Here is a 15,585-nt window from a genome sequence, read left to right as displayed (position 1 = left end):
ATGCGCACCTAACTTAATTTACATCGTAAATTTCAGTAGGTGCCAGACTAGAAAAGCACAAATTTCAATTTGTAGTTTTTCATCGCCTTACGCTTCTGCGGCTAAGCCGTCAGCGCCGTTCCGTAATAAGGAACTTTTATATATTATCACTATTCCGCAAATCTGTCAACATCTTTTTTCAAATTTTTCAAGTTTAATTTCAAATTCGAGTTTTGCTTTTGATACAAGATATTGTCCACTTCAGTGCCATATCTGAGTTCAAGCTACAAGATGTTGTATACCACCATTTAACGGTGTTTTATCTGTCTCACGGGACAGCTTTAATAGAATACCAAAATAATGCCTCTCTGTCAACACCTTTTTTAATGTTTTTTATTTATCTGCAATAATTTTATCCATTTAAATTCATCTAATTTATATAGTCCTGTCTATGCTGCTTAAATTTGTATTATTACGTAAGAAAATATTAATCCTTATACTGTGTTTTTGCAATCAACCCAATTTAGTTCTGATCTTTTCTTACACCAATTACAGAACATTTGCTACTAGCAACATGAAGTTTAATCGTAAACTTACCGTGTTTACTCCTAGTAATCAAGCAGATACACGCTAAGGTCCCCTTCTTGTTCAGGTTATACGTTTACCGGACATTTAGGACTTTCATCCAACTTTGCTCAAATCAGACATAAAAAGCGACCCCGAAGGATCGCTTTTTATTTGTTGAAGCTATTTAGCTTATTATATTATTTTGCAACCTTTGCAGCTGGAAGAATAGTTTCAACTTCTGCATGTGGTCTTGGGATTACGTGTACTGAAACTAATTCGCCAACTCTCTGAGCAGCAGCAGCACCAGCATCTGTAGCAGCCTTTACAGCTCCAACGTCTCCTCTTACCATTACAGTAACTAGTCCGCCACCTACGAATTCTTTACCGATTAATGTAACGTTTGCAGCCTTTACCATAGCATCTGCAGCTTCAATTGAACCAACTAAACCCTTTGTTTCGATCATTCCTAATGCATCATATTTCATTTTAAAATCCTCCTAAAAATTATTATTTAAATTTATTTTATTTATAACTTATTTTAACACATTTTATTTAATAATTGTAATTTTTGCTGATGAACCTAGGCCCATTGCATTTGCTTCTTCTGTATCAATATGACATTCCAGTGCAGAAGCATCATTTGCCCTTATAGCAACATGGCTATACATACCACCTCTTGGGCCTTCAACCTGTATACATACAGTCTGGCCGTCATGTACACCAAAGCGCTGGGCATCTGCTGGTGTCATGTGGATATGCCTCTGAGCTACAATCAGACCTTGTGAAGTCTGAACGGAGCCTCTTGGGCCTATAATAGTAATTCCTGGTGTTCCTGTTAAATCACCTGATAGTTTTGCCTGAGAAGGAACTCCAAGTTTAAAACAGTCTCCAGTTAAAACCTCAACCTGAGTCTTGCTTCTTACTGGACCAAGAACTCTGATTTTTTCAATAGCACCCTTCGGACCACAGATTGTTACTGTTTCCTTGCATGCATACTGTCCAGGCTGTGATAAATCCTTCATCTTTGTCAGCTGGTATCCTTCGCCAAACAAAGCATTTAAATCTGCCTGTGAAAGATGAATGTGCCTGTTTGAAACGCCTACAGGAATTTCGTTGGAATTTTCTGTTGGCTGAGCGGTTACGCTACCTTGTACAGCTTCTAGTAAAAGCTTTAATACAGCTTCACATTTATCCATACTAGTTAGCCCCCTTCATTGCGCTTACTAACTGATTAACTAGACTCATCAAATCTTCCTGATTTAGCCCTTCTTCTTTTACAGCAGTGCTTGTGCAACTTGTATTATTGTTTAATGCTGCTGCCATTGCTGCATACTGTGCCGGACTAAATGCTCCAGGACCAGAACAACAACCGCCGCCAACGCTAGTTGGAACACTTGTACTGCAACCTGAAAGTTCAGGGTGATTAAATGTAGGATCATCAGATGCTAATGTTGTGCAGTCCTTTAATCCATAGGCAACTCTCTTGATGTTTACTAAGTGCATTGGAGTTACATTTTCTGAAGTTGCGCTTCCACCCCAAGTACCGCAGCCTAATGTGAATGCAGGCATAAGTCCTGTACTTGCACCAGTACCACCCATAGTACCACCAGTATTAACTAGAATACGGGATGCTGGTTTAGCAGCAAACTTCATTACCATATCTCTATCTTCAGTATGAAGGCTCATAGTATGTCCAATACCATTCTGAAGTAATGCGATGCTTAGTTCGCAAGCTTCATGCCAGTCTTTAACTGTATAGAATCCAAGTACAGTTGTAAGCTTTTCATAGGAAAGTGGATATCCTTCTCCAACACCACCCTGTTCACCAATTAGAACTCTTGTGCCTGCTGGAACTGTGATTCCTGCAGCTTCTGCAACAACATCAGCAGATCTTCCTACAAATTTAGCATTCATGCTGTGGCCATTCTTAAATAACAGCTTGCATACCTTAGCAGTTTCTTCAGCGGTCATGAAGTAACCGCCCTGTTTCTTGAATTCAGCAACTACAGCATCACGGTTGCATTCTTCGCAGATAATTGACTGTTCAGAAGCACATATTGTACCATTATCAAAAGTCTTACTTGCCATGATGTTCTTGACAGCCTGTTCAATTTTTGCAGTTCTTTCAATGTAAGCAGGTGAGTTACCAGCACCAACTCCAAGAGCAGGCTTACCAGCACTATATGCTGCCTTTACCATTCCAGGACCGCCTGTTGCAATAATGATAGCAACTTCTTTAGCATGCATCAGTTCATCTGTTGCTGCCATGGATGGCATGGAAATGCATCCAATACAGTTTTCAGGAGCACCTGCTTCAACTGCTGCCTGATACATTAATTCTGTAGCTTTCATTGTGCACTTTGCAGCAGAAGGATGTGGTGAAAAGATAATTGCATTTCTTGACTTAAGGGCAATGATTGCCTTATAAATCGCTGTTGAAGTTGGATTTGTTGATGGAATAATACCCATAACTAGACCAACCGGATCAGCCACCTCAATAATCTTATTTACTACATCTTCCTGAACCACACCAATAGTTTTCATGTCTTTGATTGCGTTGTACACCATAGTGGATGCCATATGATTCTTGTAAGTCTTATCTGCAACTCTTCCAAACCCAGTTTCTTCTACAGCCATCTGAGCCAGGCATACTGCATTTTCCTCCGCTACACGCACCATATTTCGCAGAATTTTATCAATCTGCTCTTCTGTGTAAGTGGCAAGCTTGTCTGTTGCAATTTTGCCAAGACGTGCAAGATTTCTTACTTCCTGTACTGAACGTAAATCATAATCAAAATTTTCCATCTTGTGATTCCTCCTTTCTTTTTCCTAAGTATATATTGTTTAGTCATTTAGCAAATTAGTGCTGCTCGTAATACTTCTTAAATTCTTCAATTAACAAATTCTTATCTGCTTTGGAAATTAATCTCCCAGCTATGCCGAATTCTTTAAATTCACGAGCTAAGTTTCTTAGTTTAGTCACTTTAAGCTTATTTAAAACCTCCAGTGTCTTTGCTAAACTATTTTCTTTTACCAGTTTATCCAAGTCATCTTTGTGTAATTCATTTAAGCCATCATCTAAATTGATTTCCTCAGAAACAGGAGAAACAGTATTATTTACTGCTTTTTCAGGAACTTGTTCCTTATTTTCTATAACAGTTTCAACAATTTCCTCTTGCTCAGCTACTTCTTCTTCAACAGTTTCTTCAACTATTTTTTTTTTTGAGGTTGGATATATAATTTTTTCTTCAACTTCTTCATGTGGTCTTGGGATCACATGTACAGAAATCAATTGTCCAACTCTCTGTGCAGCAGCTGCACCAGCATCTGTTGCTGCCTTTACTGCACCAACGTCTCCTTCAATGATGATTGTAACAAGACCGCCTTTTACAAAGACTCTGTCTACTAAACTTACATTTGCTGCCTTAAGCATGGCATCTGCACACTCAATAGCTGGTATAAGTCCTTTTGTTTCAATCATTCCAAGCGCTTGCATTTGCATTTACATACCTCCTAAAATCTGGTTCTGGTCTCTAGTAAGTAGCATAAAAAGCTTTCATCTTATTAGGTGAACCAAAGGCTACTTTAGCACCATTAGGGAAGAATACGGAATCTCCTGGCTGTGCAGTATATACCTTACCATTTACAGTTACTGTTAATGTACCTTCGATGATATGATAAAGTTCTTCACATGCACATTCCCAATCAAACTGACAATTTTCAATAGTAATGAATCCTGCATTCATGGAACAGCCATCATCTTTATTGATGATTTCCTGATAAAATACTTTATCAGATGGATTTCCTGTATCTAATGCTTCATACTGTACTGTGTTTCCACGAACAATCTTGAGTCCACATGGATCATGCTCTGCAGCATATGGTTTACCACTACATCCAGCTGATTCAAGTACTCCCTGTAGCAAACCCTTGTCTGCTAAAGCTTTAAGAACAGTGTAAATCATGTTTGTATCGATTTCACCATCACAAGCTGGTGCCGCTGAAGCAGCTGGAGCTTCACATGCAGCTGGTGCTGCACATACTGGTGCTGGAGTTTCTGTAGAAAATGTAATTCCACAGGCTCTTGCTGCATCCTTTGCCGATGGCGTTAATATTGTGTCTTCATCAATATAGAAGACTTTCTGTCCCTGCTTTTCCAGGGTCTCAACATCTTTTGCACAAATTAATCTTTTCATTTGGCTTCACACCCTTTCATATTTCAAAGTTCTTTACCTTTTTTAGAACAACGACGGTATCAGTCTGTCAGATGGTGAAGGTATCACTTCAGCATTGACTAACAAACCCTTTTGATCTGCAATATTTCTTCCCGCTTCAACGCCTGTTTGTACAGCTGCAACATCACCTGTGAATGTAAAGAAGGCTTTCCCTCCTAAACCATTTCCCAGACGCAGTTCAAGCGGTTCAAGTTCTGCAGACTTTAAAATTGCATCAGCAGCGATGACCATTGTGGACATGGAGAAGGATTCTATAATACCCAGTGCTTGAATTCTCTCAGGCATTGTTGACCCAGTAATAGCTGGGAATACCTGAGAGTTTACATTTGGTATAATGATGGAATCAACCCAGAATTCTCCTGCTACCTTTTCTCCAATCTGCACTGAATCTTCTACAGCAGCAACATCCCCATGAACAATTGCTATATATTTGCCGGGGCAAGTAGTTGTAGCTGTTACGATTTCTACTTCTGAAATCTTTACCATCTGGTCCGCTGCATAAATACCACGTGCAATACTTGTAAATTCAACCATACCTATTGCGTTCGCCATATTAATCCCTCCTTATTGCTATAAAATCATTTCCGCTTTCAGTTACTGTTCCGGAAATGCTTGCATGAATCGCAGCTCCCAGACTGTCCTCCGGAATCTTACCAATTAACTGTCCTGCCTGTACGTGTTCACCAACGGATACTACAGGAACTGCCGGTGCACCCACATGTTGTCTTGTAGCAATTTTTACAACTAAAGGACTCAGACTGTTGTCAGTCATAGGTGCTGGTTTATCAAAATCATGTAAACCAATTCTTGCAATAAGTCTCTTGCTTGGGACTAAACGATGTTCACGAGCACTACGTGCTTCAAAGGCTTCCTTTGTTGGTTTATATCGTAATCCCTGTTCTGCCAGCTTTTCCCTAAAGAAATTATTAGCTGCCTTTGGATATAACCCTATTGGACAGGCGAATAATTCACATAAGTTACACTGACAGCACAGTTGTGCTACCTTCTGGGCTTCCAGATCATTTGGTGCATTTGTATTTGCTGCATACATTAAGGATCTCATCATCTTATGTGGCTGCGTGGCATGTCCCAGTAAAAATCTTGGACACATATCTGTACACATACGACATTGTTCACAGGAAGCTCTGTTTATTCTTTTTGTCTGCTCTTTTGTTGCTGTTTTCCTTCTGATTAATGGGTGGTTTTTCTTTAATATTACAAAGCCTTTATTTTTCTTTGTAACAAAACCATCCAGATTACTCATAACAGGGCCCATCATAGGACCGCCATCTATAACTGCATAATCATCAAAATTTTCTATACCACTCAGTTTCAGTACATCTATGATAGGAGTTCCCACCGGTACTTTCACTGTCATGCGGTTTGGTATATCACCTGCAATGGTGATATATTTTTCTGTAACAGGTCTACCTGCAGAGGCATGATATATATTCAGCGCTGTTTCCGAGTTGATTACTACGCATCCTACCTGAATAGGAATACCTACTTCCGGAACTACTCTGCCTGTTAATTCATAAACTAAAACCTGTTCATCTCCTGCAGGATATATATCTGGAAGTAATCCTACTTCTACATAATCTCCTACCTGCAATTCTTTAATTCTATCTTGCAAGATAGCAATTACTTCTTTATGCTTTCCTTTAATACCTATTATGGCCTTGTCTGCATTTACCAGTCTACCTGCTGCTTCAAAGCCTTTAATGATCTCATCGGGAAACATCTCCATCAGCTGCTGGTCCACTCGTAACAGCGGTTCACACTCAGCTCCGTTAAGAAGTATATAATCTGCTTTTGATGCTAACTTTGCATGGGTAGGAAATCCCGCCCCACCTGCACCAATAATGCCGGCTTCTTTTACCATATCAAGAAGACTCATTCTTATACCTCCTGAAATCATCCAAAATTGCAATCTTCATCAATGATTCCGACAACAACTGCATCAACTGGGATATTATCATCACCTAGCATTCGTCTAGCAGACGAACCCTGACAAACAATAACTCTATCACCTATACCAGCACTGATAATATCTACTACTACCATTCGCTGACCTTCACATCCACCGCCGATTATCTCAGCTAGCATAAATTTTAGTCCGTTTAGTGATTCTGCTTTTCTTGTTGCCCATACATTGTCAATCAGTCTTGCTGTTAACATAAATCTTTCCCTTCTTCCAACTTGCGTTTAATCTCATGGATTGCATCCTCAACAGATGCCGTATCACCGAAAATCGCAATCAAAATCATATTTTGCGGGCAGCTTCCTCTAATGTCTTCGACCGTGACACCAACTGCCTTTTCAGCAACATCTGCTGCGCAAATCATTTCAATCATTTTCCCCTGAACCAAACCAACTGCATCTGCATCATCTACATCAGATTTGCCATTTGATCCCATACGGCGTTTTAGAATATCCATAGTACCTTTTGAAGGGGATTTAATAATTCGAAATTCCATACCAGAACACCCTCTCTAATCGATGCTTTCCTGTTTACAGCTAAGGGCTATACCCAAAGGAGTTACAAACATCGGATTCTTTGGCTTATGGGTAAAGATACCTGTCTGTTTCTGTATAATGTTTTCAATGCCTATAAGTCGACAAGTACCGCCAACCAAAGCTATTTCTTGAACATCATAGTCTTTAATATACTGGCTTATAATTGAAGAAACTTTTTCAACTACCGGTTTTAGCACCGGTAAAAGTTCCTTGTGATTTTTTTCATCACGTTTATATAGATCTGCTTCTGCAAAATCCATTTTATACGCACCTGAAATAACCAAGGAAAAGTGAGTGCCGCCTGTAGGTTCATCCACTACAGAAATAACCTTTCCATCTTTAAGAATGGAAATGCCTGTAGTGCCTCCACCGATATCGACTACTGCACCATTTTGCATTTTAAGAACTGCATTGGCTGCTGTTGGTTCATCAAGTAAATTTGTAAGTTCAAAGCCAGCTGCCTGAACCACATTCTTAATTGCTCCTGAATCCAGACCATCAGTTCCTGGAGGTATTGCAGCCGCTGCGTAAATTAATTCTGCATCTAGCTTTTCCTCTAGGTCCTGCTTCATCTTCCTAACAATATTTATTGCACCAATGTAATCCACCACCATACCGTCACGAACTACATCTGCATATTGATAAGCACCAGCTACAGGTTTGTAATTTTCATCTAAAACCGCAACAACAACACAAGCTGTTCCTAAGTCAACTCCTGTATAATATACAGGAGATTTGCTCCTTATTGGATTTTCTATGACATCTTCAAATTCCTGAACTAGTTGATCACAGTATTCAAAAGTCAACTCTTTCTCTGACATTCTTTTCCTCCAACAGCTGAACAAATCATTTGTGATAAAGCATTTATAATTGTGTTAACTTTATCAATAATTTCTTCGCACAACTTAGCTTCATTTTCATTGCCCTCGTATACTTCCATAACAACTGGCTCTACTTCTCGTAGCGCACAGCGTAGCTTATGTAAGTTCAAAATTTCTTTGCCCTTCTCAAGCTGCATATGGAATTCTGTGATTTCAAAACAGTCATCAATGTCTTTACAGAAATTGTCTCCATTCATTCCACTGCATTCCTGACAGCATACGATTTCACCCAAGCCTTTACCTTCTGCAAACGCTCTAATGTTAGCGAACTGTTTCCCTAGGTTAATGACACTTTGAGCTAAAAATACATCTTTATTTAAAAGCTCTTGACCCGTAGAAAGAAATAATGCTTCCATAGACTTCATCTTGCAATAAAGTTTCTTTTGTTTCCAGCTAATCTTCTTTTCCTGTGCAGCTTCTGGCTTTTTAGCCTCAGCTTTCACATTTTTTACATCTTCACTGGTAGTAACAACATATTTCTTTACAAACGGTTGGTCATCAAACATATTGATTCCACGATCCGCTAAAAATTGGCGTGCTCCAGGTGTAAGTCTTGTTCCTGGTTCCATTTCATAGGTGGTAAAAGGTTCTCTTTTATAAATATCCCGCAGATCTTCTTCGGTTATAAACTTCATATTCGTCCCCCTTTACGTTTAATTTGTATTAAATATAAATGCCTTTAAAGCTTGGATTCCTATTCCTTCCGGAATACTTATCTTAAAATAGGGTTCTAAAACACCTATCTGCTTTAACTGCCTCAAGCACACTCTCTCATTTTCTGGTTTTAAATCACATTTCGTTATTACCCCAATAACAGGGCAATTAAAAATCTTTGCAAAACCTGGTGAATAAATCTCTACAGGATTTGATTGATCTACCAGCAGCAATATATGCGATGCAGCATTCTGTGCTGTTGCAATTAAATGCTTATACATCCATGGAATTGCCACATACGAACTAGGTACATCAATTGTATTTTCCCCATAAATGGTGTCTTGTGTTTTTTTTAATGGACCATCATAATCATTTAGCTCATTTACCAGCGTTGTCTTTCCGCAATGCGTAGGACCTATCACCATAACACGTTTTTTTCTCATGTCTTTGTAATAGGAACTGTTGTAAAGCCAAGCAAGTTACACAAGGTTTCAGTCACAGCCTCAAGTGCTGTAGTAACACTTTGCACATCACCGCTAATAACAACTGAGCCAGTGAAACGATCCAGAAAACCAATCTCTACATCTGCTGTCTTTGTAGCAACATCTGCCGCAATGATAGCTGTTTCGTAGGGTGATAATGTTAGAATGCCAATGGCACCTCTATCATCTATTCCTAAACGCTCATATATATCAGGCATGGGCGAAGCAATCACGTGAGCAATTGTGACCTGTTTACCAGGTACCGACTCCTGTATGATACGCTCTGTAGCTTTTTCAATAGCTGTTCCCATAAAACTTACCTTTCACTTCTATTCTATTCGAATAATCCTTCACCTTTAATGACGTATAACAGATACTGGGAAATCATATTTCTTGATCCAACTTTCAATTCTATCCAAATCTTCGTCGCTCAAGCTTGGATCTCCCTTGATAGGATATTCCATACCAAGCTGATTATACTTATTTACACCTAGCTTATGATAAGGAAGTAAATCAATACCTTTAAAATTCTTACAATCACGGTAAGGCATTAAAAATTCAATAACCTGTCGAATCTCTTCCTCACTGTCATTGATACCCTTTAGCATAGGCATTCTAACTTTAACATTGTATCTTCGATGAAGAAGTTCTTTTAAATTACTTAAAATTAATTCATTACGAACTCCTGTCAATTCAAAATGTTTATCAGAATTTATCTGCTTGATATCAAAAAGGAATAAATCCGTGAATTCAGCAATCTTTAATATGTTTTCTAATTTAGTATATCCACAGGTTTCAATAGCAGTGTTAATACCCTCCTGTTTACATGCCTGTAATAAACTGGTTGCGGCCTCAGTCTGCATGGTGACTTCACCACCACCTAAGGTAACTCCGCCTCCTGAAACATCATAAAAGGTCTTATCTTCCAAAATAATTTCCAATAGTTCAGAAATTGTTTTGACTTCCCCAACAACTGTTAGCGCTTTAGCATTACAAGCTTCTACACATTTACCACAGCCAAGACAATCAATGTTTTGAGATACCTCGTGCTTTTGGTTATCCTTAGATATACTGTGTATTCCAACCGGACAAACAGAAACACAAGCTCCGCAATTCGTACATGAATTGCTTTTGAACATTACTTGAAACTTTTTTTCTAATCCTTCAGGATTTGCGCACCATTTACAACGGAGCGGACATCCTTTAAAGAACACTAGTGTTCTTACGCCAGGACCATCATACATATTGTATTTTTGTATATTGAAAATGGTCGCTTTTCTTTCAATTATACCTGTATTTGTATTGCTCATACTATTCAATCTCCAATTTGATTTATCTTGGTCTTTAAATAGATAATTTATTGCTGCCCACAGCCTTTCAGCTTATCCCACCTGACTCCAGGCAGCAGATTTATTAATTTAAAGTCAATTTAATTTATATTTTTAGAAATGTGTCAACATTGTTCTGCTGATGATTTCATCCTGAACATCCTTACATAATTCTACGAAGAATGCACTATAACCTGCTACACGAACAACTAGGTCACGGTACTGTTCTGGATGCTTCTGAGCTTCAACCAATGTCTTGTTGTCAAGATAGTTGAACTGCATTTCTCCATTACCCATAGCACAAGCTGCACGAAGTAATGCAATGATACCAGCTTCACCTTCTGGCGTGTCAAGAAGACCTGCCATCAGCTTAAAGTTATGAACCATACCAATGTTCATGTTATCACATGCCAATTTTGAAACTGACTTAATGATAGCTGTAGGGCCCTTGTAGTCAGCACCTTGAGTAGGGCTGATACCATCTGATAATGGAGACCAAGCTGCACGTCCATTAGCTGATGCACCTAGCAATTGTCCAAATGGCGTATTGTTGGAAATTGATAGCGTACCATGACTTAATACTGAATATAATGTTTTATAATTACGATGATCCATTTCAGTAAAGTTAATAAGATCGGCTGCAATTAAATCTGCATAATCATCATCATTACCATACTTAGGAGCAGCAAGACAGTCAGCCTTAATCTGGTCATATCCAGCAAAGTCAGCCTTTAATGCTGTATTTAACTGTTCTAATGTATATTTCTTATCGTCAAATACCAATTTCTTGATAGCTGCCATTGAATCAGCATAAGTTGCAAGTCCAGACCATACAACACCAGGTCCAAAGTTATACATAGCTCCGCCAGCAGAAACATCTTTAGCTTTGTCCATACATCCTTCATACATGATAGACATTAATGGCTTTGGTGCTAATTCTCTGTGTACACGCTGTGAAATAACTGTAGCAACACTTGTCCATTTAGTAACATACTGAATCATTCTCTTTACAGCTGCATCAAATTCTTCATAAGTCTTATACTGAGTAATATCTCCATAATCAGGGCAAACCTGCTTTTCATACCAAAGTGGAACACCATGGTTAAGAACAAGTTCAATACAAATTGGCCACTGAGTATAAGCTGTTGATGTCCACTGATATAGACGACCTGACTTCTGAGGTTCTACGCAACCCATTAGACAGTAGTCTCTAGCATCTTCAATTGAAACGCCCTTTGCAAGCATCATCTTGATATGAGTATCATCGAAGTGACAAGCAGGGAATCCCATACCTGAACGTACTACGTCTACAATCTTCTTCATGTACTTCTGTGGAGAAGACTTATGAATACGACAAGCAAGTGACGGCTGGTAAATCTTAACTAGTCTAACTGCATCCATCAATAAATAAGTTAAATCATTTGTAGCATCCTGTCCATCACGAGTAACACCACCAACACACATATTTACGAATGGCTGATAACCAGCGAAGAACTTAGAAGCGCCTTCACTTGTAACCCACATCATTTCTGATAATTTGATTAACATACAACCTGCTAGGTCAAATGCTTCATAATCATTCATACGTCCTGATTCAATATCGGCCTTGTAGAATGGGTACATATACTGGTCAGCACGGCCAATTGACATACCTGTCTGATTTTCTTCTACTACTAATAGTGATTCTATAGTGAACATGGACTGAATTGCTTCCCAGAAAGTTTCTGGCTTATGAGCAGGAACTCTAGCATTAACTTCTGAAATCTTCTGTAATTCTGCCTTACGCTGTGGATTTGTTTCCTTCGCAGCTAACTCAGCAGCATATTCTGACATACGCTTAGCGTAAATCATAACACCTTCTGTAGTATCAATAATTGACTTATAGAAATAAATCTTTTCAATATCTTCAGGGTTTTCATAATCTAATTTAGCAATATGATCTTTTGCTTCCTTCTGGATATCTAACATACCCTTATGCATAAGGATTACATCATATCCAGGGTTTGAGTCTCCACCACCATTTTGTGCATGATATGAACAGTCTGAAACAAATGATTCTCCTGAAAGTTCCCAAACACCAGCTTCTTTGTACTGGTCTTCACAGTATTCATCAACTGACTTTCCTGCCCAGAATGGGAATAATTCTTCACGCATAACCTTCTTATCTTCTTCTGAGATGAAGAATGGGTCCTGAGAACGAGTTCCAATAGTATCTAATTCATCCTGCATCCATTTCCATGCAATATCAGGAGAGAAAGCTCCAGCACGAGGAGCACCACAAGGAGCTCCAACGATTAATTCGTTGTCCTGAATTACTAATGGTGCTTCTTCACAACAGTACTTAAAGCACTTTGCACGAAGCATAATTTTAGGCATACCAGGATTTTCTTTTGCAATCTTAGTAACCGCTTTAGCACGGAAAGTTGTAATAGTTGGCACCTGCTTTAAATAGTTTTCCTTTAATAATTTATGTCTCTGTGTCATCCCATTTGGAATTCCAGTCCCATTATCATTAGCGGCAACTGTTTCTCTGTACGCAAATGTATCATTCTTTGTAATTTCACTAGAAACGCCTTCAAACATTTTCATGATTGCTGCGCGTTCCTCTGCAGACATACTTTTAGTAGCTTCTGCAAATTTTTCTGAAAATTCACGAATATCCAAATTTTTTACCTCTCATTCTTTTTTATTTTGTCAGATTCATTAGTCTGATTTTGGCCTTTTATATTGCTACTGAATTGCTTCTATAGCTTTTTTCAAAATGCTATGAAGCATTTGTATATTCTCAGAATCATTCTCTTCCTTACATGTTGTTAAACGTGATGAATTGTCTTCTTCTGCTAATACACCCTTGACAATTTCTTCTGTCTTTCGCACTCCATATCCAACTTTGCGGACATAAATAAGATTCATAGGCGAAACGTTGTCGGAGGTCATACCCTCTCCTGCCGATCCGCTACCTAAAGTCATAGCAGGGAATAAATTCGTTGTAGCACCCATGCTGCCAAAAACAGCCGGTGTATTAACAAGTACTCTGCCTACTGGCTTCTTTAATGCGAACTGACGGATCACTTCTTCGTCATTCGAATGAATAACAAGTGTGTGTCCATGTCTTTCGCTAAGCAAGAGTTCAATACACTTTTCACAAGCATGCATCCAATCATCTTCAATGTAGTATGCCAAAACAGGGCAAAGCTTTTCTTTCGAGTAAGGATTATCTTCTGAAACATATTTCTGTTCAGAAATCAAAATCTTTACACTGTCAGGTACCAAGAAGCCAGCTTTTTTAGCCAGCTGTTGAGCAGTTTTACCAAACATCTCTGAATCTGCACTTCCGTCGAAACGGAAAAATAAAGAACCAAGTCTCTTTGCTTCATCTTCTGACATAAAGTAACCACCGTTGTTTAGCAACTCAGCCTTAACTTCTGTTGCGATGCAGCTATCTACAACAATAGATTGTTCAGCTGCGGAGGCAATACCATTATCAAAAGTTTTGCTGGCAATAATGTCACATACAGCTTGTTTAATATTAGCTGTACGCTCAATAAATGCCGGGCCATTTCCATTTCCTCCATATATAACAGGCTTGCCTGCCTGGTATGCTGCTTGCAGCATTTTAGGAACTCCTGTATTCATAATTAAGGACGTTGCTTTGTGATTCATTAACTCAGTAGTACCACTAGGAGTAACTGTATGCAAATATGCTAGTGCTCCTGCTGGTAATCCATACCCTTCAGCTGCACGAATCATAATATCAAGCGTTTTTGCAATTACACATTTTGCTCTTGGATGAGGCGAAAAAATAATTGCATTTCCTGACTTGATTGCTATTAAAGCCTTATATATAGTAGTAGAAACTGGACTCGTTGCTGGACAAAGTGCAACAATTACCCCCATAGGTACTCCTACATCCATTGTTCTGTTCTGCTTGTCTTCATTAATAATGCCTACACAACGCATGCCTCTGAGTCTTGTTCTTAAGTACTCACAGGCAAATCTGTTTTTAATGCACTTATCTTGCCATTTACCATAATCAGTTTCTTCGCAAGACATTCTAGCAAGTTCGCTTGTATGCTTATCAATTTCTTCCGCCATGCGTTCAACAATCTCATCTAATTTTTCCTGCGGAAAAGTCGCCAGGGCTTTCTGCGCATCACGTGCATTCTCCGCAAGAATTCGAGATTCTTGGATGGAGAGCAAATCATTATCAATAATATTCATTTATGACTCTCCTTTTACTCAAAGTATTTAACCAAACTTGCTGATTTAACAGCAAGAAATTAACCAAGTAACTTGTCAAGTGAATAACGAGCAATAATTTTCTCAAGATCCTGATGCGGTCTTGGAATAACAACTGAACTGTAAAGATTACCATCTTCCATATCCTGTACAGCTTTTACTCCAGCAGCTACAGCAGTCTTACATGCTCCTACATCTCCTCTTACTAATACTGAGATGTATCCAGATGCTGTGTTTTCATATCCTACTAGTTCAACGTCTGCTGCCTTACACATTGCATCCGCTGCTTCTAAAATGAAAACTAAACCAAAGGTTTCAACTAAGCCTAAAGCTTCATAATTTGCCATCTGTGTAGTTCCTTTCTTTATAATAATCTAATTAATCAATATCGTGTACTGATACAATATCGCCTACAGCCGGAATTGGACGAGGCATAACGTTCTTTGCAGTTAATTTGCCAATTGCAGCAGCAGCCTCAGCACCAGCTTCAACAGCAGCTTTTACAGCAGCAACATCACCTTTAACTAGAATTGTAACTAATGTTGACCCGATGTTTTCATAAGCTACTAGCTCAACATCCGCAGCCTTTAGCATTTTATCTGCACCTTCTAATGCAGGAACCATGCCTAAAGTTTCAATTAGGCCTAAAGCCTGTTCTCCATAATATCTCACGGAATTCATCCTCCTTTCATAATTATCCTAA

General features: G+C 38.8%; 18 protein-coding genes and 1 pseudogene. 1 reads left to right on the top strand and 18 read right to left on the bottom strand.

Annotation, left to right across the window (positions count from 1 at the left end; genetic code table 11):
- Positions 1–256, top strand: a 256-nt coding sequence (locus RTW14_RS04115) for a hypothetical protein (RefSeq protein WP_312648419.1), incomplete at its 5' end; no start/stop codon positions are given.
- Positions 257–743: 487 nt separating this feature from the next.
- On the opposite strand, the gene eutM is transcribed toward RTW14_RS04115, so the two are convergent.
- From eutM to RTW14_RS04025, 18 genes and pseudogenes are all read right to left on the bottom strand, one after another.
- Positions 744–1,031, bottom strand: a complete 288-nt coding sequence (eutM, locus tag RTW14_RS04110) for an ethanolamine utilization microcompartment protein EutM (protein WP_312648418.1) — start codon at positions 1,029–1,031, stop codon at positions 744–746.
- 63 nt (positions 1,032–1,094) lie between these two features.
- Positions 1,095–1,742: a phosphate propanoyltransferase gene (locus RTW14_RS04105; protein ID WP_312648417.1), complete on the bottom strand. Its 648-nt coding sequence runs from the start codon at positions 1,740–1,742 to the stop codon at positions 1,095–1,097.
- A gap of 1 nt (position 1,743) precedes the next feature.
- Positions 1,744–3,351 carry an acetaldehyde dehydrogenase (acetylating) gene (locus tag RTW14_RS04100; protein ID WP_312648416.1) on the bottom strand — a complete coding sequence of 536 codons (1,608 nt, stop codon included), beginning with the start codon at positions 3,349–3,351 and terminating at the stop codon, positions 1,744–1,746.
- A 439-nt stretch (positions 3,352–3,790) separates the two neighbouring features.
- Positions 3,791–4,048, bottom strand: a pseudogene (locus RTW14_RS18725) (BMC domain-containing protein); the annotation flags it as partial.
- A 31-nt stretch (positions 4,049–4,079) separates the two neighbouring features.
- Entirely contained in the window at positions 4,080–4,742 is a 663-nt protein-coding gene (locus RTW14_RS04090) for a cupin domain-containing protein (RefSeq protein ID WP_312648415.1), read from the bottom strand.
- Between the two features lie 42 nt (positions 4,743–4,784).
- Entirely contained in the window at positions 4,785–5,333 is a 549-nt protein-coding gene (locus RTW14_RS04085) for a BMC domain-containing protein (protein ID WP_312648414.1), read from the bottom strand.
- A 1-nt stretch (position 5,334) separates the two neighbouring features.
- Complete coding sequence (locus tag RTW14_RS04080) at positions 5,335–6,678, bottom strand: 4Fe-4S dicluster domain-containing protein (RefSeq protein WP_312648413.1); 1,344 nt, start codon at positions 6,676–6,678, stop codon at positions 5,335–5,337.
- 17 nt (positions 6,679–6,695) lie between these two features.
- On the bottom strand, positions 6,696–6,959 hold the full coding sequence (locus RTW14_RS04075; protein WP_312648412.1) for a EutN/CcmL family microcompartment protein: 264 nt from the start codon (positions 6,957–6,959) through the stop codon (positions 6,696–6,698).
- On the bottom strand, positions 6,953–7,258 hold the full coding sequence (locus tag RTW14_RS04070) for a BMC domain-containing protein (protein WP_312648411.1): 306 nt from the start codon (positions 7,256–7,258) through the stop codon (positions 6,953–6,955). Before RTW14_RS04070 ends, RTW14_RS04075 begins: the two co-directional genes overlap by 7 nt.
- 15 nt (positions 7,259–7,273) lie before the next feature.
- A complete protein-coding gene (eutJ, locus tag RTW14_RS04065; RefSeq protein WP_312648410.1) occupies positions 7,274–8,119 on the bottom strand; it encodes an ethanolamine utilization protein EutJ in 846 nt (281 codons plus the stop codon).
- Positions 8,101–8,814 carry an ethanolamine utilization protein gene (locus tag RTW14_RS04060; protein WP_312648409.1) on the bottom strand — a complete coding sequence of 238 codons (714 nt, stop codon included), beginning with the start codon at positions 8,812–8,814 and terminating at the stop codon, positions 8,101–8,103. Before RTW14_RS04060 ends, eutJ begins: the two co-directional genes overlap by 19 nt.
- An 18-nt stretch (positions 8,815–8,832) precedes the next feature.
- Positions 8,833–9,258 carry a EutP/PduV family microcompartment system protein gene (locus RTW14_RS04055; protein WP_331654391.1) on the bottom strand — a complete coding sequence of 142 codons (426 nt, stop codon included), beginning with the start codon at positions 9,256–9,258 and terminating at the stop codon, positions 8,833–8,835.
- A 14-nt stretch (positions 9,259–9,272) separates the two neighbouring features.
- Positions 9,273–9,626, bottom strand: coding sequence for a BMC domain-containing protein (locus tag RTW14_RS04050; RefSeq protein WP_312648407.1), 354 nt, complete (start codon positions 9,624–9,626; stop codon positions 9,273–9,275).
- A gap of 45 nt (positions 9,627–9,671) precedes the next feature.
- Positions 9,672–10,625 carry a choline TMA-lyase-activating enzyme gene (gene cutD, locus RTW14_RS04045; protein ID WP_312648406.1) on the bottom strand — a complete coding sequence of 318 codons (954 nt, stop codon included), beginning with the start codon at positions 10,623–10,625 and terminating at the stop codon, positions 9,672–9,674.
- Between the two features lie 132 nt (positions 10,626–10,757).
- Positions 10,758–13,307, bottom strand: a complete 2,550-nt coding sequence (gene cutC, locus RTW14_RS04040; protein WP_312648405.1) for a choline trimethylamine-lyase — start codon at positions 13,305–13,307, stop codon at positions 10,758–10,760.
- 66 nt (positions 13,308–13,373) lie between these two features.
- Entirely contained in the window at positions 13,374–14,864 is a 1,491-nt protein-coding gene (locus tag RTW14_RS04035; protein WP_312648404.1) for an aldehyde dehydrogenase family protein, read from the bottom strand.
- Between the two features lie 59 nt (positions 14,865–14,923).
- Entirely contained in the window at positions 14,924–15,229 is a 306-nt protein-coding gene (locus RTW14_RS04030; RefSeq protein ID WP_312648403.1) for a BMC domain-containing protein, read from the bottom strand.
- Between the two features lie 31 nt (positions 15,230–15,260).
- Positions 15,261–15,554 (bottom strand): BMC domain-containing protein, encoded by a 294-nt coding sequence (locus tag RTW14_RS04025; protein WP_312648402.1) that lies wholly within the window; start codon positions 15,552–15,554, stop codon positions 15,261–15,263.
- Between the last annotated feature and the right edge of the window lie 31 nt (positions 15,555–15,585).

Origin of the sequence: Aminipila sp., from assembly GCF_032051575.1 — a bacterium.
Lineage (GTDB): Bacteria > Bacillota > Clostridia > Peptostreptococcales > Anaerovoracaceae > Aminipila.
This window is presented reverse-complemented; position numbering and strand designations above follow the sequence as displayed.

What these genes read in the sequence shown, in the direction of transcription:
- RTW14_RS04030 (WP_312648403.1), bottom strand. Translation starts at nt 15,229, where the DNA reads ATGGCAAATTATGAAGCTTTAGGCTTAGTTGAAACCTTTGGTTTAGTT.
- RTW14_RS04090 (WP_312648415.1), bottom strand. Translation starts at nt 4,742, where the DNA reads ATGAAAAGATTAATTTGTGCAAAAGATGTTGAGACCCTGGAAAAGCAG.
- eutM (WP_312648418.1), bottom strand. Translation starts at nt 1,031, where the DNA reads ATGAAATATGATGCATTAGGAATGATCGAAACAAAGGGTTTAGTTGGT.
- RTW14_RS04085 (WP_312648414.1), bottom strand. Translation starts at nt 5,333, where the DNA reads ATGGCGAACGCAATAGGTATGGTTGAATTTACAAGTATTGCACGTGGT.
- RTW14_RS04075 (WP_312648412.1), bottom strand. Translation starts at nt 6,959, where the DNA reads ATGTTAACAGCAAGACTGATTGACAATGTATGGGCAACAAGAAAAGCA.
- eutJ (WP_312648410.1), bottom strand. Translation starts at nt 8,119, where the DNA reads ATGTCAGAGAAAGAGTTGACTTTTGAATACTGTGATCAACTAGTTCAG.
- RTW14_RS04080 (WP_312648413.1), bottom strand. Translation starts at nt 6,678, where the DNA reads ATGAGTCTTCTTGATATGGTAAAAGAAGCCGGCATTATTGGTGCAGGT.
- RTW14_RS04105 (WP_312648417.1), bottom strand. Translation starts at nt 1,742, where the DNA reads ATGGATAAATGTGAAGCTGTATTAAAGCTTTTACTAGAAGCTGTACAA.
- RTW14_RS04055 (WP_331654391.1), bottom strand. Translation starts at nt 9,258, where the DNA reads ATGGTGATAGGTCCTACGCATTGCGGAAAGACAACGCTGGTAAATGAG.
- RTW14_RS04050 (WP_312648407.1), bottom strand. Translation starts at nt 9,626, where the DNA reads ATGGGAACAGCTATTGAAAAAGCTACAGAGCGTATCATACAGGAGTCG.
- RTW14_RS04070 (WP_312648411.1), bottom strand. Translation starts at nt 7,258, where the DNA reads ATGGAATTTCGAATTATTAAATCCCCTTCAAAAGGTACTATGGATATT.
- RTW14_RS04100 (WP_312648416.1), bottom strand. Translation starts at nt 3,351, where the DNA reads ATGGAAAATTTTGATTATGATTTACGTTCAGTACAGGAAGTAAGAAAT.
- RTW14_RS04035 (WP_312648404.1), bottom strand. Translation starts at nt 14,864, where the DNA reads ATGAATATTATTGATAATGATTTGCTCTCCATCCAAGAATCTCGAATT.
- cutD (WP_312648406.1), bottom strand. Translation starts at nt 10,625, where the DNA reads ATGAGCAATACAAATACAGGTATAATTGAAAGAAAAGCGACCATTTTC.
- RTW14_RS04060 (WP_312648409.1), bottom strand. Translation starts at nt 8,814, where the DNA reads ATGAAGTTTATAACCGAAGAAGATCTGCGGGATATTTATAAAAGAGAA.